The 23,225-nt window shown below is 74.8% G+C and carries 23 protein-coding genes; 3 read left to right on the forward strand and 20 right to left on the reverse strand.

Annotated features, from left to right (window positions below; genetic code table 11):
• Positions 1-127: 127 nt before the first annotated feature.
• From fabG to ACI797_RS25250, 11 genes are all read right to left on the reverse strand, one after another.
• Positions 128-898, reverse strand: coding sequence for a 3-oxoacyl-ACP reductase FabG (gene fabG, locus ACI797_RS25200; RefSeq protein ID WP_456862548.1), 771 nt, complete (start codon positions 896-898; stop codon positions 128-130).
• Positions 899-1,036: 138 nt separating this feature from the next.
• The gene (locus ACI797_RS25205; protein ID WP_456862646.1) at positions 1,037-1,444 is read right to left on the reverse strand and encodes an AAA family ATPase; all 408 of its coding nucleotides are present in this window, start codon (positions 1,442-1,444) and stop codon (positions 1,037-1,039) included.
• A gap of 39 nt (positions 1,445-1,483) precedes the next feature.
• Positions 1,484-1,747: a hypothetical protein gene (locus ACI797_RS25210; protein WP_456540200.1), complete on the reverse strand. Its 264-nt coding sequence runs from the start codon at positions 1,745-1,747 to the stop codon at positions 1,484-1,486.
• A gap of 105 nt (positions 1,748-1,852) precedes the next feature.
• Complete coding sequence (locus ACI797_RS25215) at positions 1,853-3,202, reverse strand: AI-2E family transporter (protein ID WP_456862550.1); 1,350 nt, start codon at positions 3,200-3,202, stop codon at positions 1,853-1,855.
• A 46-nt stretch (positions 3,203-3,248) separates the two neighbouring features.
• Positions 3,249-4,004 carry a dienelactone hydrolase family protein gene (locus ACI797_RS25220; RefSeq protein ID WP_456862553.1) on the reverse strand — a complete coding sequence of 252 codons (756 nt, stop codon included), beginning with the start codon at positions 4,002-4,004 and terminating at the stop codon, positions 3,249-3,251.
• 22 nt (positions 4,005-4,026) lie between these two features.
• Positions 4,027-4,569 carry a hypothetical protein gene (locus tag ACI797_RS25225; protein WP_456862556.1) on the reverse strand — a complete coding sequence of 181 codons (543 nt, stop codon included), beginning with the start codon at positions 4,567-4,569 and terminating at the stop codon, positions 4,027-4,029.
• 37 nt (positions 4,570-4,606) lie between these two features.
• Positions 4,607-7,090 (reverse strand): M50 family metallopeptidase, encoded by a 2,484-nt coding sequence (locus ACI797_RS25230; protein WP_456862559.1) that lies wholly within the window; start codon positions 7,088-7,090, stop codon positions 4,607-4,609.
• 10 nt (positions 7,091-7,100) lie between these two features.
• Positions 7,101-7,742: a hypothetical protein gene (locus ACI797_RS25235; protein WP_456862561.1), complete on the reverse strand. Its 642-nt coding sequence runs from the start codon at positions 7,740-7,742 to the stop codon at positions 7,101-7,103.
• A gap of 96 nt (positions 7,743-7,838) precedes the next feature.
• Positions 7,839-8,360 (reverse strand): hypothetical protein, encoded by a 522-nt coding sequence (locus tag ACI797_RS25240; protein ID WP_456862564.1) that lies wholly within the window; start codon positions 8,358-8,360, stop codon positions 7,839-7,841.
• A gap of 7 nt (positions 8,361-8,367) precedes the next feature.
• Positions 8,368-8,955, reverse strand: coding sequence for a SatD family protein (locus tag ACI797_RS25245; RefSeq protein WP_456862567.1), 588 nt, complete (start codon positions 8,953-8,955; stop codon positions 8,368-8,370).
• A gap of 38 nt (positions 8,956-8,993) precedes the next feature.
• Positions 8,994-9,461, reverse strand: coding sequence for a PPOX class F420-dependent oxidoreductase (locus tag ACI797_RS25250; RefSeq protein ID WP_456862570.1), 468 nt, complete (start codon positions 9,459-9,461; stop codon positions 8,994-8,996).
• Positions 9,462-9,536: 75 nt separating this feature from the next.
• On the opposite strand from ACI797_RS25250, the gene ACI797_RS25255 reads away from it, so the two are divergent.
• Both ACI797_RS25255 and ACI797_RS25260 read left to right on the forward strand, forming a co-directional pair.
• The gene (locus tag ACI797_RS25255; RefSeq protein ID WP_456862573.1) at positions 9,537-10,826 is read left to right on the forward strand and encodes an AI-2E family transporter; all 1,290 of its coding nucleotides are present in this window, start codon (positions 9,537-9,539) and stop codon (positions 10,824-10,826) included.
• Between the two features lie 84 nt (positions 10,827-10,910).
• Complete coding sequence (locus ACI797_RS25260) at positions 10,911-11,864, forward strand: proteasome assembly chaperone family protein (protein ID WP_456862576.1); 954 nt, start codon at positions 10,911-10,913, stop codon at positions 11,862-11,864.
• Positions 11,865-11,916: 52 nt separating this feature from the next.
• Here the strand turns inward: ACI797_RS25260 and ACI797_RS25265 are convergent, their stop codons facing one another.
• The 7 genes from ACI797_RS25265 to ACI797_RS25295 form a co-directional block, all read right to left on the reverse strand.
• On the reverse strand, positions 11,917-13,221 hold the full coding sequence (locus tag ACI797_RS25265) for an MFS transporter (protein ID WP_456862579.1): 1,305 nt from the start codon (positions 13,219-13,221) through the stop codon (positions 11,917-11,919).
• A 459-nt stretch (positions 13,222-13,680) separates the two neighbouring features.
• Positions 13,681-14,562 (reverse strand): formyltetrahydrofolate deformylase, encoded by an 882-nt coding sequence (gene purU / locus ACI797_RS25270; RefSeq protein WP_456862582.1) that lies wholly within the window; start codon positions 14,560-14,562, stop codon positions 13,681-13,683.
• A gap of 52 nt (positions 14,563-14,614) precedes the next feature.
• Positions 14,615-15,547, reverse strand: a complete 933-nt coding sequence (ligD, locus tag ACI797_RS25275) for a non-homologous end-joining DNA ligase (RefSeq protein ID WP_456862585.1) — start codon at positions 15,545-15,547, stop codon at positions 14,615-14,617.
• Positions 15,541-17,034, reverse strand: coding sequence for a non-homologous end-joining DNA ligase (gene ligD, locus ACI797_RS25280; protein ID WP_456862588.1), 1,494 nt, complete (start codon positions 17,032-17,034; stop codon positions 15,541-15,543). Before ligD (ACI797_RS25280) ends, ligD (ACI797_RS25275) begins: the two co-directional genes overlap by 7 nt.
• A 1-nt stretch (position 17,035) precedes the next feature.
• Positions 17,036-17,989 (reverse strand): non-homologous end joining protein Ku, encoded by a 954-nt coding sequence (gene ku / locus ACI797_RS25285; protein ID WP_456862591.1) that lies wholly within the window; start codon positions 17,987-17,989, stop codon positions 17,036-17,038.
• A 198-nt stretch (positions 17,990-18,187) separates the two neighbouring features.
• Positions 18,188-18,766 carry a DUF1360 domain-containing protein gene (locus tag ACI797_RS25290; protein WP_456862594.1) on the reverse strand — a complete coding sequence of 193 codons (579 nt, stop codon included), beginning with the start codon at positions 18,764-18,766 and terminating at the stop codon, positions 18,188-18,190.
• Between the two features lie 30 nt (positions 18,767-18,796).
• Complete coding sequence (locus ACI797_RS25295; RefSeq protein WP_456862597.1) at positions 18,797-19,321, reverse strand: hypothetical protein; 525 nt, start codon at positions 19,319-19,321, stop codon at positions 18,797-18,799.
• A gap of 353 nt (positions 19,322-19,674) precedes the next feature.
• On the opposite strand from ACI797_RS25295, the gene ACI797_RS25300 reads away from it, so the two are divergent.
• A complete protein-coding gene (locus ACI797_RS25300) occupies positions 19,675-20,073 on the forward strand; it encodes an STAS domain-containing protein (protein WP_456862600.1) in 399 nt (132 codons plus the stop codon).
• 47 nt (positions 20,074-20,120) lie between these two features.
• Here ACI797_RS25300 and ACI797_RS25305 read toward each other — a convergent pair whose 3' ends face one another.
• Positions 20,121-21,143, reverse strand: coding sequence for a DNA topoisomerase IB (locus ACI797_RS25305; protein WP_456862603.1), 1,023 nt, complete (start codon positions 21,141-21,143; stop codon positions 20,121-20,123).
• Between the two features lie 49 nt (positions 21,144-21,192).
• The gene (locus ACI797_RS25310; protein ID WP_456862606.1) at positions 21,193-23,046 is read right to left on the reverse strand and encodes a SpoIIE family protein phosphatase; all 1,854 of its coding nucleotides are present in this window, start codon (positions 23,044-23,046) and stop codon (positions 21,193-21,195) included.
• Positions 23,047-23,225 lie beyond the last annotated feature (179 nt).

Genomic DNA, 23,225 nt, shown 5'->3' on the forward strand with positions numbered 1-23,225 from the left:
TTACCGTTTTTTTTCACGTTGGAGGGCGAGCGGTAGGGTTGTGGGTCCCCCGGGTACCATTACCCCAAAAAATTCCCCCCGGGTGCCGGGCCGGGGCGGGCGGGCCCCCCCCGGGCCCCTCCACCGCTCAGGCCTTGGGACCGCCGGCGGCGTAGATGACCTGGCCGGACACGAAGCCGGCGCCCTCGCTGACGAGGAACGAGACCAGGTGCGCGATGTCCTCGGGCTGGCCCACGCGCTGCACCGGGATCTCCTTGGCGGCGAACGCGATGAAGTCGTCGAAGGCGATGCCCATGCGCTCGGCGGTCGCCCTGGTCATCTCGGTCTGGATGAAGCCGGGCGCGATCGCGTTCGCGGTGACGCCGAACTTGCCCAGCTCGATGGCCACCGTCTTGGTGAAGCCCTGCAGACCGGCCTTGGCCGTGGAGTAGTTGGTCTGCCCGCGGTTGCCCAGCGCCGAGACGCTGGACAGGCTCACGATCCGGCCGAACTTCGCCTCGGTCATGTACTTCTGCACCGCGCGGGTCATGAGGAAGGCGCCGCGCAGGTGCACGTTCATGACCGTGTCCCAGTCGGACTCGGTCATCTTGAAGAGCATGTTGTCGCGGGTCACGCCGGCGTTGTTGACCAGCACGGTCGGTGGGCCGAGCTCGGCGGCCACGCGCTCGACGGCGGCGGTCACCTGCTCGGTGTCGCTGACGTCGGCGCCCACGGCCAGGGCGGTGCCGCCCGCGGCCTCGATCGCCTCGACGGTGGCCTTGGCCTGCCCCTCGTCCAGGTCGAGCACGCCGACGGCGAACCCGTCGGCGGCCAGCCGGATCGCGGTGGCGGCGCCGATGCCGCGGGCCGCGCCGGTCACGATGGCCACGCGGCGGGCCGCGCTCCCTGCCTCGCTCATCTAGAGGTTCCCTTCGTCCGGATGCCGGCCGCCCGCCGGGCTGCTGCGCCGGGGCGGCCGCCTGCTGCGCCCGCCAGGTTACGGGCGGGTAGCAACGGCCGTGCCGGAAGGTCCGGGTGCCCTGGTCGGCCGGGCGGGTCAGGTCGCCGGGCGCACCGCGTCGACCGCGGTGAAGCCCTCCTCCGGCGTGGGCGGCACCAGCCGGGCGCGGGTGGCGTGCACCCCGACCAGCGGCACGCGGGCCCGGCCCTCCCGCCGCGCGTTGCGCTCCAGGCACGTCTCGACGGGCACGTCCAGCCAGACGGCGCGCACCGGCACCCCGGCGGCGCGGGCCGCCGCGACGAGCGGCGCGCGCTCCTCGACGGAGGGGTTGGTGTTGTCGACCACCACGCTGCGCCCCGCCGCCAGCAGCTCGGCGACGACGCGGCGCTGCCGCGCCTCGCGCCGGCGGGCACGGGGCCAGTGGTCCTTGCTCACGACGGCGTGGGTGCCGGCCAGGTGCTGGGCCACCCACGTCGTCTTCCCGCTGCCCTGGAGCCCGACCATCACGACGAGCTCCTGAGCCACGGGACGGGACTACCCCGTTCAGGCGGGCTGGCGCAGCTGGGTCACCGCGGCGTCGTCGGGCAGCACGTCCTGCGACGCCGGGTGCTCGACCAGGGCCAGCACGCGGTTGGCCATGAACCGCGCGGTGCGCACACGGGTGCCGCCGCGGGTGGTCTCGGTGACCTCCACGAGCCCCCGGCCGTGGGTGATCTCCACCCGGCGGCCGGCCCGGGTGGCCTCGATCTCGTAGGTGCGGGTGTCGTCACCGGCGTCGATGACGACCTCGACACGGTCGCCCTTCATGGGTGTCCTCCTCGGTTCGCCGAGCGGCGCGTCCACCCGACACAGGTGCAACGTACGGAGGGGGTACGACATTCCGTCTGCGCAGCTCAGCGCGCGTGTCGAGGGTCAGCCGTGGGGCGTCCGGCGGTGCGGGTGCAGGGCCCGCACCGAGGCCAGCGCCGCCCGCCGGGTGTGCGCCCGCCGGCGGGCTCTCGACGTGCGCGGCGCCCGCGGTTCCTCGCGCAGGATGACGTCCAGCCAGTGCCCCCGCGGGTCGACGTCGACCAGCAGCGCCTTGACCAGCAGGGTGAGCGGGATGGCCAGCAGGGCGCCGAGCGCGCCCAGCACCCAGCCCCAGAACAGCAGCGCCACGAACGTCACCGTCATCGACAGCCCGACCGAGTCGCCCACGAAGCGCGGCTGGACCAGCGTCTGGACGACGAAGTTCAGCACGCAGTACAGGATCACGACGGCGGTGAACTTGCCCCAGCCGCCGGCGAGCAGGGCGAGCAGCGCCGGCGGGATGAGGCCCAGGACGAAGCCGATGTTCGGCACGTAGTTGGTGATGAACGACAGCACGCCCCAGAGCACGGCGGCCGGGACCCCGAGCAGGGCCAGGCCGATGGCGTCGCCGACGGCGACGACGAACCCGAAGACCGTGCTGACGAGCAGGTAGCTGCGGGTGCCGCGGGCGAAGAGGCCGAGCGCGATCGGCAGGTGCGGGCGCTCGGCGGCGACCAGCGCCAGCCGGCGGCCGAAGCCCCCGGACTCGATGGCGAGGAACACCAGCGCGGAGAGCAGGAGCAGCAGCGTGCTGGCCGCGTCGGTGAGGCGGCCCAGCAGCCCGGTGGCCACGCCGACCAGCTGGCTGTAGTCGATGCCGCGGACCAGGTCGGAGAGCTGGCCACTGACCACCCCGGCGTCGTTGAGGTCGAGGACGACGTCGCTGATCAGCACCTCGGCGCGGCCGGCGTAGTCGGGGAGCAGGGCGGCGAACTGCGCGATGGAGAGGACCAGCAGGCCGACGAAGGCGAGCAGCACCGTCCAGACGAGGACGAGCAGCACGGTGGCGCTGGCCCAGCGCGGCCAGCCGGCGCGCATCAGCCAGCTCTGCACCGGTGCGAGCGCGATGACCACGACCAGCGCCAGCAGGATGGGCGCGACGAGCCAGGAGATCTCCCGCAGACCGGCGATCGCGACGGTCGCGGCCGCCGCCCCGAGAAGGAGCAGCAGCCACCGCGGCAGCCCGCCGGACGCGGCCATCGGCTCCGCGGCCGGCGCGCCGGGCACCGCGACGGCGGGCCCGGGCTCGGCCGCCTCCTCCGCCTCCTCCGCCGGCGCCGCCGCGACCTCGGCGGCGTCCGCGGTCTCCGGCGGCAGGTCCTCCGGTGGGGCCGCCGGCGGCCGGGACGTCGCGGCGGACGTCTCGTGCGCGGGCACCAGCCGGTGCCCGGGCAGGTTCGGCTGCGCGACCATGCTCCCCCCTCGTGCGCGGCTCGGTGGCTGGCGCCGTCCAGCCAGCCTAGGTCCGGGCGACCCGGTCGGTGAGCGCGAGGACCCGCCGCCAGACGTCCGCGCAGGCGTCCTCCCACTCCCCGAACGCCCGGTCGAAGAAGGAGTGCGGGGCGCCGTCGTACACCGCCGTCTCGACCTCGGCGCCGGCCGCGCGCATGGTCTCGGCGAGCGCCAGCTGGTCCGCCACCGGGGTGGCGGCGTCGGCGCCCGCGATCACCATCAGGGTGGGCCGGTGCGCCCGCCCGGCGGCCGCTCCGACCACCGACGGCTTGCCGTAGAAGCCGACGCACGCGGCGAGGTCGAGGTCGCCGCCGCTCTGCCGCCAGGAGTGGCTGCCGCCGAAGCAGAACCCCACCGTGACCACCGGCAGGTCGGGCCGGGTGCGCCCGCGCAGGTAGTCGACGGCGGCGGCGAGGTCGGCGTCGATCGACTCCGGCCGGGTCTGCGGGATGTGCGCCTGCCAGTCGAAGTCCGCCCCGCGTGTCCCGGGATCCCCGCACACGCCCGCCGTCCGCCCGAACCAGTCGAACGCGACGGCCGGCAGCCCGGCCTCGGCGAAGCGCTCGGCGAGCGCGACGTAGTACGGGTGCAGACCGCGGATGTCCGGCAGGATGACCACGCCCACCCGCGGCTCGGCGGCGGGCGCCGCGTACGCGGCCGAGAACTCGGTGCCGTCGGCGGCGGTGAGGGTCAGCGTCCCGCGTTCCGCGACGTCCCCGGTCCGGGGCGGCGCGGGCGGCCGGCTGTCGTGGTCGTGGCACATGGGATCGGTTGTACCGGCGCCGTCAGTCCGCCGCCTCCTCGGGGGCGTGGGCGTCGCCGCCGAACGTCCGGGCGGCGACCTCCCGGCGGGCGCGGGTGAGCCACTCGTGCTGCCGGTCGGCCTGCTCGATCAGCCGGTCCAGCTCGGCCCCGTCGAGACGGCCGTCGATCTCCGCGACCTCCCGCAGCGTCTCGAAGCCGCTGCGCTTGGCCCGCACGGCCGAGGCGAGGAACTCGAACTCGACCAGGTCGGACAGCGGCGAACGCTCGAGCAGGCGGCCGTTGAGCTTGGCCCGCGACACCTTCTCCCCGACCCACAGCGCGGCCTGCTTGTACCGGCGGACGGGGAAGCCGACCGCCTGCATCTGCGTCTCGAGCGAGGAGTTCTCCTCGCGCAGCTCGGCGAGCAGCTGGGTCAGCGGGCCCTCGTAGGCGGTGCCGCCGTGGACGCCGAGCATCCGCTTGACCAGCTCGATGCCGCCGACCGAGGCGGCCAGGTGGTCGTTGCAGTAGACCGCGAGCAGGTCGGGGTTGCGGATGGCACCGGGAGCGGGCGACTCGGACACGGGATCATTCTCGCCGCGCGGTGATCGTCCCGCGCGCTCAGCCGGTGGTGCCGGGCGACGTCGGCGCGGGTTCGGGCGCCTGCTCGGCCGGCAGTTCCGCCGACTCCTCCGCCGGTGCCGACGTGGTGGCCGCGGGCTCGTCGGTCGCGGTGCCGCCCGTGGACGCGTCGTCAGGGGTCGTCGTCCCGGCCTGCTCGCCGACCTCCCCGGCGGGTGCGGCGTCCTCCTCCGTCCCGGCCGGAGCGTCCCCGGCCGCGTCCCCGGCCGCGTCGTCGGCCGCGTCGTCGGCCGTGCCGTCGGCCGTGCCGGCTCCCCCGGACGGGGTCCCCGTGGGCGTCGCCGACCCGCTCCCCGTCGCTGCCTGCTCCGGGGGCTGCTCCTGGGCCGACTGCTGCACGACGGCGAGGATCCGCTCCTCGAACTCGGTGAGCCGGTCGCGGAGTTCCGACAGGGAGAGCCCCGTGATCTGCTCGCCGAAGGCGCGCAGCTCGGCCCAGACCGCCGCGAGCTCGCGGCCGGCCTCCTCGCCGAGCGGGCCGGGGACGCTCACGACCAGCTGGGTCGCCAGCGCCGCGGTCACGCACTCGACGCAGGCGTAGTTGACCGCGGTCGCGAGGTTCTGCGGCACGACGACGTCGACCGAGCCGACGAGGACGACGACCTGGAAGGCGACGGCGACGGTGCGGCAGCCGGTGCAGCTGGCCGCGGCGAAGGCCTCGTTGCGGTTGAGGGCCTCGTCGCCCTCCTCGACCCAGACCAGGGAGAAGGAGACGTCGTAGAGCACCGAGCCGTCCTCGGTGTTCACCGCCAGCGCCTGGTTGTCGCCCTCCCCCGGCGGGAGCGGGCGGTCGAACGGGAAGACCCACGTCGGCGCGTCGATGGCCGACCCACCGCCGTCGCCGGGGCCCTCGACGGGACCGTCCGCGGCGGTCGAGCTCTGCGACGCCGGCGTGAGCACCAGGGCGAGCGCGGGGGCGTCGGCGGTCGGCAACGGGCCGTCGTCGGGCCAGATCGTCAGCCCGGTCCCCCGGCTGCCCTGGTCGAGGCCGGGCGCGCTGCCGCCCAGCCCGGCGGGCACCGCGTCGAGGACGGTGCCGCCCTCGTACGGCTGCACCGGCCGGTACCGGTCGCCGGCGGGCCACCACGCCCAGGCGAGACCCGCGAGGAGGGCGGCGGCGACCACCAGCGCGAGCGCGCGCCGGCCCGGCCGCCCCTCGGTGCGCCGCCGCACGCCGGCCGCCGCACGCCGGACGGCGCTCGCGAGCACGACGAGCAGGCCGGCGATCGGCAGCACGACGGCGACGACCGCCAGCGCGCGGGCGAGCGCGCCCAGGAGGTCACCGTCGCCGACGTCGCCGCCGATCAGCGCCGCCTGCTCCCGCACCGACGCCCACGCGGTGCCCAGCAGCCGGGGCAGGGCCAGCACCATGAGCAGGAACGTCCCGAGCATCAGCGGGACGACGAGCAGCACCCACAGCGTCACGACCACGCGCGCCCACGGCTTGAGCGCGGCGGCCTCGGGCGCGCGCCGGCGGCCCGGCAGCAGCCCCCGCAGCACCGGTCCGATCCGCTGGTAGAGGTCCGGCACGCCGGTGACGTCGGCGAGCACGTGGTAGCCGTCGAACCGCAGCAGCGGGGCGAGCTGGCGGACCATCTGCAGGATCTGCGTGGCGACCACCAGCAGCACGGCGTGCCAGCCGGTTCCCCACCAGACGGCGAAGGTGAGCAGGACGACGACGGCGTTGAAGTACAGCCCGCCGAGGTCGGTGCGCACCCGCCCGGCGCGGCCGAGCCGGTAGCTGTCGGTGACGTCGGTGTAGAACGCCGGCCAGAGCAGGTACAGCCCGAAGCCCATGGCGCCGGGCGTCGCCCCGCCGTAGCGGGCTGCCGCGGCGTGCCCGAACTCGTGGAAGCCCGCCGACAGCACGGTCACCAGCACGATCGCGAGGAAGACGCCGGGGACGGCGAAGGCCTGCGCGGTGGCCGCGGCCAGGCCCTCCCGGAAGAGCACCCAGAAGGCCACCGCGGCGAAGGCGAGGACCACCGGGACGACGACCAGCGGCGAGAAGAGCACCGCGAAGGGCGCCGTGACCCGCCGCGTGACGGCGGGGTCGGTCACCACGCGGCGGAACCGCAGCCCGAGCAGGGGTGCGGCGCGGCGCAGCTCCGGCTCGCGGCCGTCGGCGGGGAGCAGGAGCCCCATCGGCCGCAGCGTCCGGTCGACCAGCTGGCGGACGTCATCCGGCCGCACGAGCCGCCCGGTGGCGGCGCCGACGGCGTCGGCCACCTCGGCCACCGTCCGGGAGCCGTCCACCGCGGCCAGCACCTGCTGCACCAGCGGGGTCAGCGTGACCACCTGGCCGTCGCCGCGGCGGGCGAGCGCGGGCGGCCGGCGGTAGCCGGAACCGGGGATCTCGCCGAGCAGCTCCACGCCCGCGGCGCGCTGGAGCACCTCCCGGTCGGTCCCCGCCGCGGCGGGCGCGGCGGGGACGGCGATCGGGGCGGTGCGCGGACCGGTCATCCGCGCGGGATCACTGGGTGATGCCGGAGGACTGGTCCGCCGTCGCGTGCGCGTCGGCGTCGATGTCCTGCGTGATGATCGCGTCCTGCTGCGCGATCGCCGTGGCCTGCGAGTCGACCGAGCCCACGTTGGCCGCGACGGCGGCGTCGATCGGGGCGGCCACGTTGGCGTTCGCGGCCACCGCACCGGCGACCGGGGCGGCGAGGTCGACGTCGGCGGCCAGGTCGACGTCCACGTCCAGCAGGTCGCCGGAGAGCGGGTCGCCGATCTCGGTGCCGTCGTCCGGCGTGGTCGGCGCCGGGGCGGGCTCGTCGCCCGCAGCGGCGTCGTCGCCGGTCTGGTCGACGGTGGCGTCCTGCGGCGCGGTGGCGACCGCCTCGCCGGTGATGCCCTGGTCGATGAGGACGCCCTGGTCGGCGAGGGCCTGGGCGGTCGAGCCCTCCGACAGGACGTTGGCGCCGACGGCCGCGTCGATGGGCGCGGCGACGTTGGCGTTGGCCGCCACGGCGAGGTCGATCGGGGCGGCCGCGTCGAGCGCGATGTCGAGGTCGGCGTTGAGGTCGAGCAGCGAGACGACCTCCTTGTCCGGCAACGCGGCGGCACCCTCGGCGGCGAGTTCCTCGGGCGAGAGCGGGCGCGGGTCCTGGGTCACGGCTCCTCCTCCTGGCTCGGGATCGGGCCGGGGCATTCCCCGCCGTCGAGAGGCGGAAACCGCAGGTGGGGCGGAGGAACCTGATCGGGTGGCCGGTCAGCGGCGGAGCAGTTCCACGACCCCGACGCAGGCGACGGCCCACAGGGCGCTGGCGAGGGTGCCGAGGATGAAGCGCTCGGCGGCCGCGGACACCTTGAGCTCGGCGAAGCGCCCGAGCCCCTTGACGGCCAGGACGACGGCGAGGCCCTCGGGCCAGCCCACCAGCAGCGTGCCGGCGACCGCGGCCCGCTCGAGCACGCCGATCCAGGCCCCGCCGCGCAGCACGTCGGGGTCACCCGGCCCGCCGGCCGCCACCGCGTCGGTGGGATCGGCCGAGCGGAGCACCGCGGTCGCGACCGGCCCCCCGCCGACCACCGCCGCGGCGAAGGCGAGCAGCACGGTCGCCTGCACCACCCCGCCGGACGCCGGGTCGGCCACCCACGCCAGGACGGCGGCCACGCCCAGGGACGCGGCCAGCACGGTCGCCGTCCACGCCGGGCGCACCCGCTCCCCCAGCAGGGTCAGCGCCAGTCCGCCGGCGACGGTCAGCGACACCAGGATCAGGACGGCGACGAGCACGGACACCTCATCCCGCGGCCCGCGCCAGCAGGTGGGCCGCCGCCGGGCGCAGTTCGCGCTCCAGTTCCCACAGGCCCGCCGCCAGCCGCTGGCCCACCGCCTGGCGGGAGATGCCCAGCGCCGCGGCGGCGTCGGACTGGGTGCGGCCCTGCTCCACGAGCGCGATGGCCTCCCACGCCTGCTCGCTGCGCCGGTCGACCAGCGCGGCCAGCGCGGTGAGCACCGCCTGCGCGTCGGCCGCCTCGGGCGGCACGGCCCCGCGCACCGCGAGCCGGAACGGGCGCTGCTTGGCCGCGTCGATCGCCCGCCGGGCGGACAGGTACGCCGGCCCCGCACCGGCCCGCGTGCTCTCGGGCAGCGGCGTCTGCACCGGGCCGGCGCCCACGCCGATGCTCCAGCCGCCGAGCCGCACCAGCAGCAGCACCACGTCGACCACGTCGGCCGGTTCGGCCAGCAGGCCCTGGAACTCGTCGCCGGCGGTGCGCTCGAACGGCAGCAGCACGGGCACGGCGCCGTCCAGCCGGCGCAGCGCGTCACCGACGCGGTCGGGACCGCGTCGGCTCGCGCGCTGGTCGACGGTCAGCACGTACGGCACTCCGCAAGCCTGTCAGCTTTCATCCGCTTAAGCAAGGGTCAGAGCTTGCCGATCACCTCGGGCGGGAAACCGCCGGTGGCGACCGGCCCCCACCCGGTGATCGTGATCCGCACCAGCGACTTGCCCTGGCGCACCATGGCCGCGCGGTACTCCTCCCAGTCGGGGTGCTCCCCGCTGATCACCCGGAAGTACTCCACGAGCGGCTCCAGCGCCTCGGGCAGGTCGAGCACCTCCGCCTCGCCGTCCACCTGCACCCAGGGGCCGTCCCAGTCGTCGGACAGGACGCACAGCGAGACCGCGGGGTCGCGGCGGGCGTTGGTCACCTTGGCCCGCTGCGGGTAGGTGGAGACGACGACCCGGCCCTCGGTGTCGACGCCGAAGGTGACGGGCGAGAGCTGCGGGGCGCCGCCGGACCGCCGGGTGACCAGGACGGCCCGGTGCCGCGGCCGGAGGAACTCGAGCAGGGCGGCGCGGTCGACGTGGTCGGCGGTTGCGGTTCGGGGCATGCGGGAACGCTACGACGCAGGTACGACGGCGGCGCGTCCCCGTGCCGCCGCCCTGCGTGTGTTGGGATCTTGACCATGAAGCTTCCGCTGCCCGGCCGCCGGGACGTCGACGAGGCGCCCGCCGACCCCGACGGCGACGCCGTGGCGGGCGACCGGTTGCCCGACGCCGGCGCCCACACCACGCTGCCCACCTCGGCGCCGGCACCGGGGCCGGCGCGCGGGGAGCGGGTCCGCTCGGCGACGCGCACGATGGCGATCGCCTCCGCGCAGCTGCTGTTGATCGTGGCCGGGGTCGTCGTCCTCGGGTACGTGCTCGGCAAGTTCTGGGTGGTGCTGCTGCCGATCGTGCTCGGCCTGCTGTTCACCACCGTGCTCTGGCCGCCCGCCCGCTTCCTGCGCCGCCACGGGTGGCCGCCGGCGCTGGCCGCCACGGTGGCGCTGCTGGGCTTCCTCGCCGTCTTCGGCGCGATCGTCGCGGTGATCGTCCCGCAGGTGGCCGACCAGTCCGGCGAGCTGGCCGACCAGACCGTGGCCGCGCTCGAGGACGTGCAGGAGTGGCTGCAGGGTCCGCCGTTCAACATCGGCGAGGACCAGATCGGCAACGCCATCGACTCGGCCATCGCCCGGCTGCAGGAGAACGCGACCGACATCGCCGGCTACGCGCTGACCACCGCGACGTCGATCGGCAACGGCCTGATCAACCTCGTGCTGGCGCTGGTCCTGAGCTTCTTCTTCCTCAAGGACGGCCCGCGGTGGACGCCGTGGCTGGCCGCGCAGACCGGCCCCCGGGCCGCGCCGCACGTCACCGCGCTGTCGCAGAAGGCGTGGACGACGCTGTCGGAGTTCATCAAGCAGCAGGCGCTGGTGGGCTTCGTCGACGCGTTCTTCATCGGCGTCGGGCTGCTGGTGCTCGGCGTCCCGCTGGTGATCCCGCTGGCCGTGATCACGTTCCTGGGCGCGTTCATCCCGATCATCGGTGCGTTCGTCGCCGGCGCCTTCGCCGTCCTCATCGCGCTGGTGACCGAGGGCCCGACCGACGCCCTGATCGTGCTGATCATCGTGATCGTCGTGCAGCAGATCGAGGGCAACGTGCTGCAGCCGATCATCCAGGGCCGCGGGTTCAACCTGCACGCCGCGGTGGTCATCCTCGCGGTCACCGCGGGCAGCAGCCTGGCCGGCATCATCGGCGCCTTCCTCTCGGTGCCGGTGGCCGCGCTGATCGCCGTCACCTACCGCTACGTGCGCGACCAGCTGGACCAGCGAGATCCCGAGGTGGCCGCCGACGGGACGGTGGCCCGGGTGGCCGGCGACGAGCAGGGCAGCCGGCTGGTGGCCGAGCCGGCGACGGACGGCGACCGCGGCTGACCCCGCCCGGGGGACGATGGGAATGCCGGACCCTCCGCGGGAGCTGCACCGGGGGTCCACCGGCAGAGGCTGTAGGAGGTCGCCGTGGTCCAGCGTCCGGAGGAGCTCGTCGAGCTGCTCCCCGAGGCGGAGCCGCTGCTCGCCCGCGAGGCCGAGGCCGGTGCGCCCGGGGAGCGCCGCGGGCTCGTGCTCGTGCACGACCTGGCCGGCGAGTTCGACGCCGCCCACGCCGCGGCCCTGGCCGGGTCGCACCTGCTGGCCGACCTGCCGCACCGGGTCATCGCCCGCTTCGACGTCGACAGCCTGGTCGACTACCGGGCGCACCGGCCGCGGATGACCTTCCAGGGCGACCACTACGAGTCGTTCACCGCCCCGGAGATCAACCTCTACGCGGTCGAGGACGACGCCGGCGAGACCTTCCTGCTGCTGCACGGCGCCGAGCCCGACTACGCGTGGCAGCGCTTCGTCGCCGCCGTCCGGTGGCTGGTCGAGCGGCTCGGCGTGACGTCGGTGGTCGCGCTGCAGGCGATCCCCATGCCGGTGCCGCACACCCGCCCGGTGACCGTCACCGCGCACGCCAGCCGGCGGGCGCTCATCGAGTCGTACCCGGTGTACTGGGGCGAGATGCGCATCCCGGGCAGCGTCCCGGCGCTGCTCGAGCTGCGGCTCGGCGAGGCCGGCGTCGACGCGTTCGGCGTCGCCGCGCACGTGCCGCACTACCTGGCCCAGGCCACCTACCCGGCCGCCTCGCTGACGCTGCTCGAGCACCTGGAGCGGCTGACCGGCCTGCACCTGCCCGTCGAGGGGCTGCGCGAGGCCGCCGAGGCCAACCGCACCGAGATCGACGAGCAGATCTCCCGCAACCCGGAGAACACCGCGGTCGTGGCCGCGCTCGAGCAGCAGTTCGACGCGTTCACCGCCGCCCGCGAGGACAACGGGCTGCTCGGCGAGACCGGCGGCCTGCCCAGCGGCGACGAGCTGGCCACCGAGCTGGAGCGCTTCCTGGCCGACCAGGACCGCAAGCGCCCGCGCGACTGATCAGACGCGCCGGGTCCGCGCTCTGATCACGGGCGCCGGGTCCGCGCTCTGATCACGGGCGCCGGGTCCGCGCCACGGCCAGCGCCAGCGCGCCCAGCACGCCGACGACCGAGAACATGTAGAAGCCCCACGGGAACGCGTTGCCGGCGGCGAACAGCGCGCCGGTGAGCACCGGACCGACGATCGCGCCGACGCGCCCCGCGCCGGCCGACCAGCCGAGCGCCGTGGCGCGCACCTGGGGCGGGTGGTTGCCGCTGACGAACGCGTACACCAGCACCTGCGAGCTGAAGACGAAGCAGCCGGTGAGGAACACCAGCACGTAGAGGCCGGCGATCGGCAGCCGCACCGAGAGCAGCGCGAGGAAGACCGCGGCCGCGGCGAACCAGATGATGCCGGCGGTGCGCGTGCCGATCCGGTCGGCGACCGCGCCGGCCACCAGCAGGCCCACGATCGCGCCGACGTTGAGCACCAGCAGGAAGGCCAGCGCGGCGCCCAGGTCGTAGTCGGCCTCGCGCATGATCGTCGGCAGCCAGTTGTTCAGGCCGTAGACCAGCAGCAGGCCCATGAACGACGTCACCCCGATGGCCACGGTGTTGCGCAGCCACGGGCGGGCGAACAGGGTCTTCAGCGTGGCGCCGGCGCTCTCCCCGGCGTGCTCGTCGACCCCCGCCGTCGGCTCCTCTAGCTCCAGTCCGTAGCGGCGGGCGACGTCCTCGGCCTCGGCTCGGCGGCCCTTGGCCACGAGGAAGGAGGCCGACTCGGGCAGCCGGAGCAGCATCAGGGGCACCAGCACGAGCGCCGGCAGCGCGCCGATGACGAACATCCAGCGCCAGCCGATCGGCTCCACGACCATGATCGCCAGCGCCGCGGTGGCCACCGCGCCCACGTGGTAGCCGGTCATCACGGTGGTGGTCGCCCGCCCGCTGCGGCCGCCGCGGGTGAACTCGTTGACCATCGCGATCGCCGTCGGCAGGCAGCCGCCGAGGCCGAGGCCGGCCAGGAAGCGCAGCACGCCGAACGTGCCGGCGTTGGGCGCGAAGGCGCAGAGCAGGGTGAACAGCGAGAAGGAGGCGACGGCGCCGATGAGCGCCTTGCGCCGGCCCACCACGTCGGTCAGCGTGCCCACGGTCAGCGCGCCGATCATCATGCCGACCAGGCCGATGGTGATGACGAAGGTCGTCCCGGCCCCGGACAGCCCCCACTCGGAGGGCTCCTGCAGCGCGGGCACCACCGTGCCGACCACGACGAGGTCGAAGCCGTCGAGGAGGACGGCGATCCAGCACAGCGGCGCGACCCAACCGGCGGCGCGGGCTGCGGTCCCGGCGCCGCTGCGGGTCGTGGTGGACGACGAGCTCATGTCCCCTCCAGGTCCTCGGTGGCCGACCGACGGACCCTAGGTGCGCAGGGAAAGCGGAACCCAATCGATCTTTCCGCCCAGTGGGAACCAGCCTCGGGCCCGAGCCGACCGTGTGCGCGGGGTGTCAGCAGGACGCCCGTCCCCTGCCAGTTCGCGCACACGGTCACAGGCCGCGCCCTCCCGTCGCCTCGCTCTTGCGGTGTTCTGCACGCTCTCGCGGCGCTGCACGACCGCAGAGGCAAGCAGATGACCGCAAGAGGGACCGGACGCGTCCGCCATGGCGCGCCTTCGGGGGGTCAACTCGCGCTGCGGGAGCGCTGCAGGACCCGAGCAGCACGAGTTCGACCCGGGGAGTTGCGGGGACGGGGCCACTCCTGCGTGTTGTGCACGCCCCCGCGGTGCGGCACGACCGCAGGAGCGTGCAGAACGCCGCAAAAGGACCCGGGCGGCGCCCGTGGATCAGGCGAAGACGATGGTGCGGTGCCCCTCGACGATGACGCGGTCCTCGACGTGCCACGTGACCGCCTGCGCGAGCACCTGCCGCTCCACGTAGCGGCCCACCCGGCGCATGTCCTCGACCGTGGCGCGGTGGTCGATGCGGGCGACCTCCTGCTCGATGATCGGACCGGCGTCCAGTTCCGGGGTCACGTAGTGGGCGGTGGCGCCGATCAGCTTCACGCCGCGGTCGTGAGCGGCCTGGTACGGGTTCGCCCCGACGAACGCCGGCAGGAAGCTGTGGTGGATGTTGATCAGCCGCTCCGGGAAGCGGGCGCAGAAGTCCTCCGAGACGATCTGCATGTAGCGGGCCAGCACCACCAGGTCGACGTCGCCGATGAGCTCCAGGGCCCGCGCCTCGGCCTGCGCCTTCGTGCCGGGCGTGACCGGCACGTGGTGGAACGGGATGCCCGCCGCCTTGGCCACCGGCTCGAGGTCGGGGTGGTTGGAGACGACGGCGGTGATCTCGGCCCGCAGGTCACCGGCGCGGACCCGGTAGATCAGCTCCTGCAGCACGTGGTCGGTCCGGCTGACGAAGACGGCGAGGCTCGGGCGGTGCGCGGCCTCGGTCAGCCGCCACGTCATCCCCCACTGCCGGGCGAGCAGGCTCAGCGCGCCCTCCAGGTGCTGGCGGTGGGTGGCCAGCCCGGGCAGCACGAACTCCAGGCGGAGGGTGAAGGTGCCGCCGACCGGGTCGGAGGAGTGCTGCTGCGACTCGGTGATGTTCGCTCCGACGTCGGCGAGCAGCCGGGACAGGACGGCGACGATGCCCGGCCGGTCAGGGCAGCGGACGACCAGCCGGCCGGCGTCGGTGAACCGGTCGGGCTCCGGACCTGCAGCAGACACGACGGCGATCGTCCCAGACCGCCCCGGCGCGGTCCTCCCTCGGAGGGGGGCCTCAGACGGACGGGAGCGTCGCGCGCTGCCGGTCGGCGACGTCGAACAGGTCGCCGTACTCCTCGACCCGCTCGAGCACCTCCCCGGTGCGGAAGCGCAGCGCACCGGGTTCGGCGTCGCCCTCCCGGACCGCGTCCACCTCGTCCCAGCCGATCGGCGCCGAGACCGTGGCGTCGGGCCGGGCGCGCAGCGAGTACGGCGCCACCGTCGTCTTGGCCGGGTTGTTCTGGCTCCAGTCGACCAGCACCTTGCCCGGCCGCAGCACCTTCTCCATGCGCCAGACCACCTGCTCGGGCGTCTCGGCCGACAGCGCCTGCGCCAGGTGCTTGGCGTAGCGGCTGGGGTGCTCCCGGTCGGTGACCCGGATCGGCGCGTAGACCTGCATCCCCTTCGAACCCGACGTCTTCACCACCGGGTCGAGGCCGTCGGCGACCAGCCGCTCGCGCAGCCGCTCGGCCACCAGGCAGCACTCGTAGATGCCGGCGTTCGGGCCGGGGTCGAGGTCGAGCACCAGCAGGTCGGGCAGCGCCGGCTGGCGCTTGCTGCCGATCTGCCACTGCGGCACGTGCAGCTCCAGCGCGGCCAGGTTGGCCGCCCAGGCCAGGTCGGCCACGGTCTCGAGCAGCACCATGTCCAGCACCTCCCGGCCCTTGGAGCTGCCGGGGCTCGGCACGGTCACCCGGCGCACCCAGTCCGGCGCGTGCCGGGCGCTGTTCTTCTCGAAGAACGCCTGGCCCTCCACGCCGTCGGGCCACCGCGTGAACGTCACCGGCCGGCCGGACAGGTGCGGCAGCAGCACCGGGGCGATGCGCACGTAGTAGTCGATCACCCGGGCCTTGGTGAACGAGACGTCCGGGAAGAGGACCTTGTCCAGGTTCGAGACGGTCAGCTGCCGACCGTCGACCCGCACCCGCTGGCGGGAATCGGCTACCACTCGACCACCACGTCCTCCGGGTCCACGTCGTCCCGCAACCCCCGCCACGAAGGGTGGCGCAACCGGCCGTCCGCCGTCCACACGCCGTAGGCGACCTCGCCCACGAGGACCGGTTCCACCCACCGCGCGTCGCGGGTGACCTCGCGCGGGAGCGCGCCGTCGAACGGCGAGGTCCGCCGCCGGGTGAACAGCCCCTCGAGCTCGCGCAGCGCCTGGTCGGTGAAGCCGGTGCCCACGTGCCCGGCGTAGACCAGGCGCCCCTCGTCGTCGTGCACCCCGAACAGCAGCGAGCCCACTCCCCCGGCCCGGCGTCCCTTGCCCGGCCGCCAGCCGCCGACGACGACCGACTGGGTGCGGAAGTTCTTGACCTTGACCCACTCCGGCCCGCGGACGCCGGGCCGGTACGGCGAGTCCAGCCGCTTGGCGACGACGCCCTCCAGCCCGTTCTCCAGACCCGCCGCGGCGATGGTCTCCCCGCCGCCGGCGAACCAGGGGGTGGCGCCCCAGCGGTGCCCGCCCGGCGCGAGGGCGTCCAGCCGGGCCCGCCGCTCGGCGTAGGGCAGGTCGAGCAGGTCCTCGCCGTCGACCGCGAGGAGGTCGAACACCAGGTAGGTCACCGGCTTCTCCGCGGCCATCCTGGGCACCTCGGGACCGGTGCGGTGCATGCGGTTCTGCAGCGCGCCGAAGTCGGGGCGGCCCTGCTCGTCGAGGGCCACCACCTCCCCGTCGAGGACGGCGTCGCGCCCGGCCAGCGAGTCCGGCAGCCGGGCCAGCTCGGGGTAGCGCACGGTGATGTCGTCGCCCTTGCGCGAGCGCAGCGCGAGCCGGCCGCCGGAGACGAGGGCGACGGCGCGGACGCCGTCCCACTTGAACTCGTAGCCCCACGCGTCGTCCTCGGCGGCCGGCGGCAGCTCCCCCGGGGTGGCCAGCATCGGGGTGAACCCCGGGCGGGCCAGCCGGGCCGGCAGCCGCTCGGTGGACGGGTCCAGCCGCTTGAGGTTCCAGGTGCCGTCGGCGAGCGGGAAGAGCACGTACCGGCCCTGCAGCCGGCGACCGTCGAACCGGACGATGACGTGCCTGTCGTCCCACTTCTCGGTCTCGTAGCGGCCGGCGTCCCAGATGGTCACGTGCCCGCCGCCGTACTCGCCGGCGGCGATGGTCCCCGCGAAGGAGGCGTACTCCAGCGGGTGGTCCTCGGTGGGGACGGCGAGCCGGTTCACGTCCGGCTCGAGCGGCGGGCCCTTGGGCACGGCCCAGCTCTTGAGGACGCCGTCGCGCTCCAGCCGCAGGTCCCAGTGCACCCGCTCGCCCCTCGGGTGGGCGGGATCCCCACGCGGCGTGCGGTGCTCCTGGACGACGAAGGTGTCGTCGTCCCCCGCCGGCAGCGGCCGACCCTCCGGCGGCACCGGCTCCGCGGTGCGCGCCGGGTCCCGCTTGGCGCGGTACTCGGCCAGCGGGTCGGCCGCCGATCGGCGCCGGGCGGGCACGTCAGGCGCTGCGGCGGGTGGCGCGCTTGGCCGGCTGCTTGTCCGCCGCCGTCTTCTTCGCCGTCGTCTTCTTCGCGGTCGTGGTCTTCTTCGCCGGGGTCGCCTTCTTCGCGGGTGCGGCCTTCTTCGCCGCGGCGGTCTTGCGCGGGGCGCTGCGCGGCGCCGGCTCCTCCTCGGCGCCGCCGCCGCGGGCCCGCTCGACGCTGGCGCGCAGCGCGCTCATGAGGTCGACCACGGCCGCGCCGGTGTCGGCCACCTCGGGCACCGGCTGCACGTCGCCGCCCGAGGTCTTGGCCTCGAGCAGGGCCTCCATGGCGGCGCGGTAGTCGTCGGTGAACTCGCCGGCGTCGAACGAGGCGGACATCGAGGCGATGAGCGCCTCGGCCATCTGCAGCTCCTGCGGGCGGACCGAGATGTCCTCGTCGAGGAAGCCGAAGTCGGGCGTCCGGATCTCGTCGGGCCAGCGCATGGTGTGCAGCACCAGCACGCCGTCGCGCACGCGCAGCGCCGCCAGCGACTCCCGCTGGCGCAGCGCGATCTTGGTGATCGCGACCTGGCCGGCGTTCTCCAGCGCGTCGCGCAGCAGCACGTACGGCCGCGTCGCCGGGCCGTCGGGCTCCAGGTAGTAGGTCTTCTCGAAGTGGATCGGGTCGATCTCGTCCTGGTCGACGAACTGCAGGACGTCGATCTCGCGCCGCGTCGACAGCGGCAGCTCGTCGAAGTCCTCGTCGGTCAGGATCACCAGCTGCCCGTCGGGCAGCTCGTACCCCTTGGCGATGTCTGAGTACTCGACCTCTTCGCCGTCGATCGAGCAGACCCGCTTGTACTTGATCCGCCCACCGTCGGTGACGTGCACCTGGTGGAACCGGATGTCCTTGTCCTCGGTCGCCGAGTACAGCTTCACCCCGATGCTGACGAGGCCGAACGACACCGCCCCGCGCCAGATCGACCGCATGCCGCCCCTTCCCCTGCCTGGGCCCGCTCGGGTCCCGGTGACCGCCAGACGGTCGAGAATCCGCAGGATAGGGGCGAGCGGGTGCCCGCGTCAGGTCGACCGGCCGTCGGTCTCCCCCGTCCGGGGGACACGCCGGCGGGGGAAGAGGTCACCGGGCGTGGACCGCCCTCGTCCTGCGTGCCCGGGGCGGAACCGCACTCATCGTCCTCCTTCGTCGACCCCTTCGCCCCTGCCGGTCAACGCGCCGTTCTGGATCGCGTCGTAGAGGAACTGCAGGACATCGGAGCCGGCGACCGTGGTCATGGTCAGCGCGGCGAGGCGGGTGGCCCGCGGCGCGGTGGCGTAGCCGAACACGAACGCCGTCCCCACCCACTGCGCGAGGCAGAACGGGCAGGTGAGCAGCTCGCCGACGGCGTGCTTGACGCCCCCGTGCTCGCGGACCTCCTCGGCCACCTCCGCGTGCCCGGAGGGGCCCTGGAAGGCGGTGAACGGCGCCCGGAGCGGGCTGGTCACCGGGTCCTTGGCCAGCCGCCGGGCCAGCCGGAAGGTGGCGACGGTGAGCAGGACGGCGTCGCCCACGGGGATGCGGTCGGGCAGGTCGCGGCCGGAGGCCCGCACCGCGGCCACCCCCGCCGCCACCAGCCCCGAGTAGACGCCCATCGCGCCCAGGTCGCCGCCGAGCGGGCGCTCGGCGCCGTTGGTGTACTCGCGCTTCTGGGTGCGGGCCCAGCGGCGTACCGGAGCGCTCAACCGCTGCACCTCCTCTGCGATCGCCATGGGCGGGCCGCTACCCGTCCGGGGCGCCGCTCAGTCCACGACGTGCATCGCGGTCTCCTCGGGGCCCTCGCCCCCGACGACGGGGTCGAGGGCCGCCTCGACGTCGTCGGCGGTGCGGTTGGTCCCGGAGTCGGAGACCGGGGTGGTGTCGTAGTCCTGCTCGAGCTGGCCGATGCCGCGGGCCGGGTCCTCGGCCGGCCGCACGTCGGCGACGTCGTCGGCGATCTCCTCCTCCAGGCGACCGGACAGCGGCTTCCCGTCCTGCTGCTCGAGGGCGGTGGTGCCGAAGCCGACGGTCGCGTGGCTCTCGCGGTCGCCCGGTTCCGGGGCGAACTGCGGGTCCTCGGACCGCTGCATGGTCGGGAAGTCGTCCTGGGAGACGTCCGGGACCCCGTTGTCCTCGGGGAAGACGTCGCGGGCGGTCTGGCCCTCGGGACCGGTGGCCCCGGTGTCGCCACGGACGTCGTCACGGGTCCCCGTGACGCCGCGCTCGTCGTCGGGGAACTCGCGGTCGTTCTGCGCGGAGTGGATCGCGCCGGGGTCGTTCTCGCTCATGGGGTGGCCTCCGTTCTGCGTGCGGCGGCGGTGCGCGCACTCGTCCGTCCCGGGGGACGGGGGGACCGGCCGGTCGACCGGTGTCGTGGTCGCGCCCTACCCGTGGGGCTGCCCCCCATGCGTGACCCTGCTCGCGGAGCCCCCCCGGGCGGGGGTTGGCGTGGGATGATCCGGTTGTCTACGTTTGATCTGCGGTTGAACAAGCAGCCGTCTCTCGCCGGGACCTCGCGTTCCGGCAGGTAACACGTTCGAGGACGCTCGCCCCGGGGCCACGACATCCCCGGAGCGGGCAGCGGTAGATTGACCACCGCGGTACCGCCGCCCGGTCCTGCCGCCGAGAGGAGCTGCTGTCCGTGACGACTTCCGATCTGCCCGCCGAGGGTCAGCACGACGTGCCGGCCGAGGGCACGGAGGCGCCCTTCGACGACGTGATCACGCTGTCCACCTCGACCGGTGAGGACGGCTCGGTCACGGTGACCGTCGTGGGCGAGGTGGACACCTTCACCGCCCCCGTGCTGCGCTCCTCCCTGGACAGCCAGCTGGAGCAGCAGCCCAAGGAGCTGGTGATCGACCTCTCCGGCGTCCAGTTCCTCGGCTCCGCCGGGCTGGCCGTGCTGGTCGAGACCCAGAAGTCGGCGCGCTCCCGCGACGTCGGCCTGCGCCTCATCGCGACCACGCGCGCCGTCACCCGCCCCCTCGAGGTCACCGGCCTGATCGACCTCTTCACGATCGCCGACAGCGCCACCAACTGAGCCGACGACCGAGGGCCCCGCCGAGCCGGCGGGGCCCTTCGTCGTCGTCAGGCGGTGAGCATCTGGCAGACCGCCTGCTCCAGCACCCGCTGCTGGCTGCGGTCGTCGGGCGCGTGCTGCGCCTCCCGGAGGGCCTCGACGATCGTCTCGCCGGACTCGAACCGGTCGACCACCCGCGGGTCGACGTAGGACGCCTTGCAGACGGCGGGCGTGTTGCCCAGCGAGTCCGACACCCGCTCGTAGGCCTGCTTGACCACCCGCTTGCGCGCGGTCTTCGACGTCGGCGGCGGCACCTCGGCCAGTGTCGCGGCCATCAGCACCGTGGCGTTCCAGGTGCGGAAGTCCTTGGCCGTGATCTCGGCGTCGCTGACCTCCTTGAGGTAGGAGTTGATCTCGCTGCTGGTGACGTCGTGCCAGACCTGCCCCTCCCCCGCCGGGTCGTCCTCCCAGTAGCCGAGCAGGTCCTCGCCGGTGTCGTCCGGCCGCCTGAGCAGCTCGCGGACGACGTCGGCGGTCGGCTTGTCCTTGAGCTCGAGCTCCCAGTCCTTGCCGCCCTTGGCCGGGAAGGCGAAGAACACCTTCTCCCCGCGCACCCGCACGTGGTCGCGCCGCAGCGTGGCCAGCCCGTAGGTGCCGTTGTCCTCGGCGTACTGCTCGCTGCCCACGCGGAAGGCGCCGAGGTCGAGCAGCCGGACGGCGGCGGCGAGCACCCGGTCGCGGGACAGGCCGCTGCCGGTGATCGCGTCGTGCACCGCGTCGCGGACGTCGGGCAGCTGGTGGGCGATCTCCAGCACGCGCTCGTGCTTCTCGGCGTCCCGGCGCTGCCGCCAGCGGTCGTGGTAGCGGTACTGCTTGCGGCCGGCCGCGTCGAAGCCCGTGGCCTGGATGTGCCCGTTGGGCCAGGGACAGATCCACACGTCGCGCCAGGCCGGCGGGATGGCGAGGGCGCGGACCCGGTCCAGCCGCTCGTCCTTGATCAGGGCGCCGTCCTCGTCGTAGTAGGCGAAGCCCTTGCCGGCGCGGCGTCGCCGCCACCCGGGACCGTGCACGTCGCTGCGCCGCAGTCTCACGAGCCAGGGATGCGCACCCGGGCCGTTCCCCAAACCGGCTGTCCCCCGCTCAGTCGAGGTCGACCTGCCCGCCCAGCCCGCTGATCTCCAGCACGTGCCGGGTGACGCCGCCCTCCGGCGCGTGCACCACCAGGCGCCACTGCTCGTCGCGGGCGATCCGGGCGATGGCCAGCACGACGCGCACGCCGGCGCTGGAGAGCAGCGTCACGCCGCCGAGGTCGAGCTCCACCCGGGAGGTGCCGCCGTGGCTGGCCTCGAGCAGCCGGATGCGCAGCAGCTCGGCGCTGACGGTGTCCACCGCCCCCGACACGCGCACCACCGCGCACGGCATCGTGGTCCGGTCGACGACGACCGTGGCGGCGGCCTCGGCCACGGCGCGCTCCACGTCGACCTCGGGGGTCCGGCGCAGCCGGATGCTGAGCGTGACCGTCGTCCCGTGCCCCTCCTCGAGGACGACGCGGTCGACCATCTGCCGCATGATCAGCAGGCCGCGGCCGCGGTCGCCGGGATCACGGTCCGGCGGCCGCCAGGAGCCCTCGTCGCGGACCTGCACGGTGAGCACCCCGTCGACGTCGACGTGCGCGTCGAGGTACATGCGCCCCGGCTCCTGGCCCCGGTAGGCGTGCTCGACGGCGTTGGCGCACGCCTCGCCGACGGCGACCATCACCCCCACCCGGTCCTGCTCGCCCATCCCGAGACCGGCCAGCCAGGCGCCGAGCCGCCGCCGCACACCCGGGAGGGACGACGGCACTGCGGGCAGGTCGAGCACGACCGGTTCCAGCGACATCGCGCGGCGGTGGGCGACGAGGACGGCGACGTCGTCGGGCCAGCCCTGCGGCGTGCGCACCCCCTCGGCCACCGCGGCGGCCAGGTCGGCCGACGCCTCCACCTCCAGCGGCGCCGCACCGGCGAGCACCTCGGCGGCGACCTCGGCCAGCCGGGACATCCCGTCGCCGGGGCTGTCCCCCGCGCCGACGACCGCGCCGTCGGAGACGAGCACGAGCGTGGCGCCCTGCTCCAGCAGGTGCTCGGCGACCTCGGTCACGGCGTCGGGCACGCTGCCCAGCGGTGGCCGCGGCGTGACCGGCAGGAAGCGGGTGTCGCCGTCGGTGCCGACCACCAGCGGCGCGGGGTGGCCGGCCGCGGCGTAGGTCAGCCGCCCGGTGGCGGCGTCGAGCACGCCGTAGAAGACCGAGGCGCCCTCGACGTCGTCCATCTGGCCGGCGAAGGCGTCGAGCGCGCGGATGACCGACGCCGGCTCGGGGTCGAGCAGCGCGCTGCTGCGCATGGCGCCGCGCAGCCGGCTCATGGCCCCGGCGGCGGGGACGCCGTGCCCGACCGCGTCGCCGACGACGAGGGCGAGCCGGCCCTGGCCGAGCGCCACCGCGTCGTACCAGTCCCCGCCGGCGGCGCGCACCGAGCTGGCGCGGTGGTAGCTGCCGGAGAGCCACAGGTCGGGCAGCATCGGCAGCGACGGCGGCAGCAGGCTGTGCTGCACCTTCTCGACGACGTCGACCTCGCCCACCGGCCAGGGGCTGCGCTCCTGGTCCGCCTCGGTCTCCAGGACGAGCAGCGCGCCGTAGCCGCCGCCGACCTGCAGGGGCCGGACGACGGCCGTGCCGACCGGGCCGTCGCCGCCGACCGGGCCGTGCAGCGCGTCCTGCCGGCCGGCGCGCAGCGCGGCCTCGACGAGCTCGGTGGCCGGGCGCCCCCCGACGACCGGCAGGTCGCTCCAGCCGGCGCCCATGCCGCGGGCGCGCGCGTTGGCCCAGACGGCCGGCTCGCCGACGCCGGCGAGGAACCAGATGGCGGCGGGCGCGGCGTCCATCGCGGCGACCAGCACGGCGGACCCGGAGTCCTCCGGCGCGGTCGGCGGCTGCTCGTCGCCCGTGCTCGCACTCATCTCGCCGCCAGACAACCGCAACCCCGGGGGGTCGGCAACCGGGCTCGGACCCGTCCGCGCCGTGGTCAGGGGCACGTTTGGGGCAGCCGCGGGTGCGGGTATGCCAGCCTGCCGGGGCAGGAGCCGGTCGCGCACCGCTGCGCGCCGGGCGGCCGCCGCGGGCGATCCGGCAGGATGGG

Source organism: Geodermatophilus sp. SYSU D00691, assembly GCF_054050275.1.

Coding starts and splice junctions, on each gene's coding strand:
- fabG (WP_456862548.1), bottom strand. CDS start 898: ATGAGCGAGGCAGGGAGCGCGGCCCGCCGCGTGGCCATCGTGACCGGC.
- ACI797_RS25210 (WP_456540200.1), bottom strand. CDS start 1,747: ATGAAGGGCGACCGTGTCGAGGTCGTCATCGACGCCGGTGACGACACC.
- ACI797_RS25205 (WP_456862646.1), bottom strand. CDS start 1,444: ATGGTCGGGCTCCAGGGCAGCGGGAAGACGACGTGGGTGGCCCAGCAC.
- ACI797_RS25310 (WP_456862606.1), bottom strand. CDS start 23,046: ATGAGTGCGAGCACGGGCGACGAGCAGCCGCCGACCGCGCCGGAGGAC.
- ACI797_RS25220 (WP_456862553.1), bottom strand. CDS start 4,004: ATGTGCCACGACCACGACAGCCGGCCGCCCGCGCCGCCCCGGACCGGG.
- ACI797_RS25290 (WP_456862594.1), bottom strand. CDS start 18,766: ATGGCGATCGCAGAGGAGGTGCAGCGGTTGAGCGCTCCGGTACGCCGC.
- ACI797_RS25215 (WP_456862550.1), bottom strand. CDS start 3,202: ATGGTCGCGCAGCCGAACCTGCCCGGGCACCGGCTGGTGCCCGCGCAC.
- ACI797_RS25255 (WP_456862573.1), top strand. CDS start 9,537: ATGAAGCTTCCGCTGCCCGGCCGCCGGGACGTCGACGAGGCGCCCGCC.
- ACI797_RS25230 (WP_456862559.1), bottom strand. CDS start 7,090: ATGACCGGTCCGCGCACCGCCCCGATCGCCGTCCCCGCCGCGCCCGCC.
- ACI797_RS25250 (WP_456862570.1), bottom strand. CDS start 9,461: ATGCCCCGAACCGCAACCGCCGACCACGTCGACCGCGCCGCCCTGCTC.
- ku (WP_456862591.1), bottom strand. CDS start 17,989: ATGCGGTCGATCTGGCGCGGGGCGGTGTCGTTCGGCCTCGTCAGCATC.
- ACI797_RS25295 (WP_456862597.1), bottom strand. CDS start 19,321: ATGAGCGAGAACGACCCCGGCGCGATCCACTCCGCGCAGAACGACCGC.
- ACI797_RS25265 (WP_456862579.1), bottom strand. CDS start 13,221: ATGAGCTCGTCGTCCACCACGACCCGCAGCGGCGCCGGGACCGCAGCC.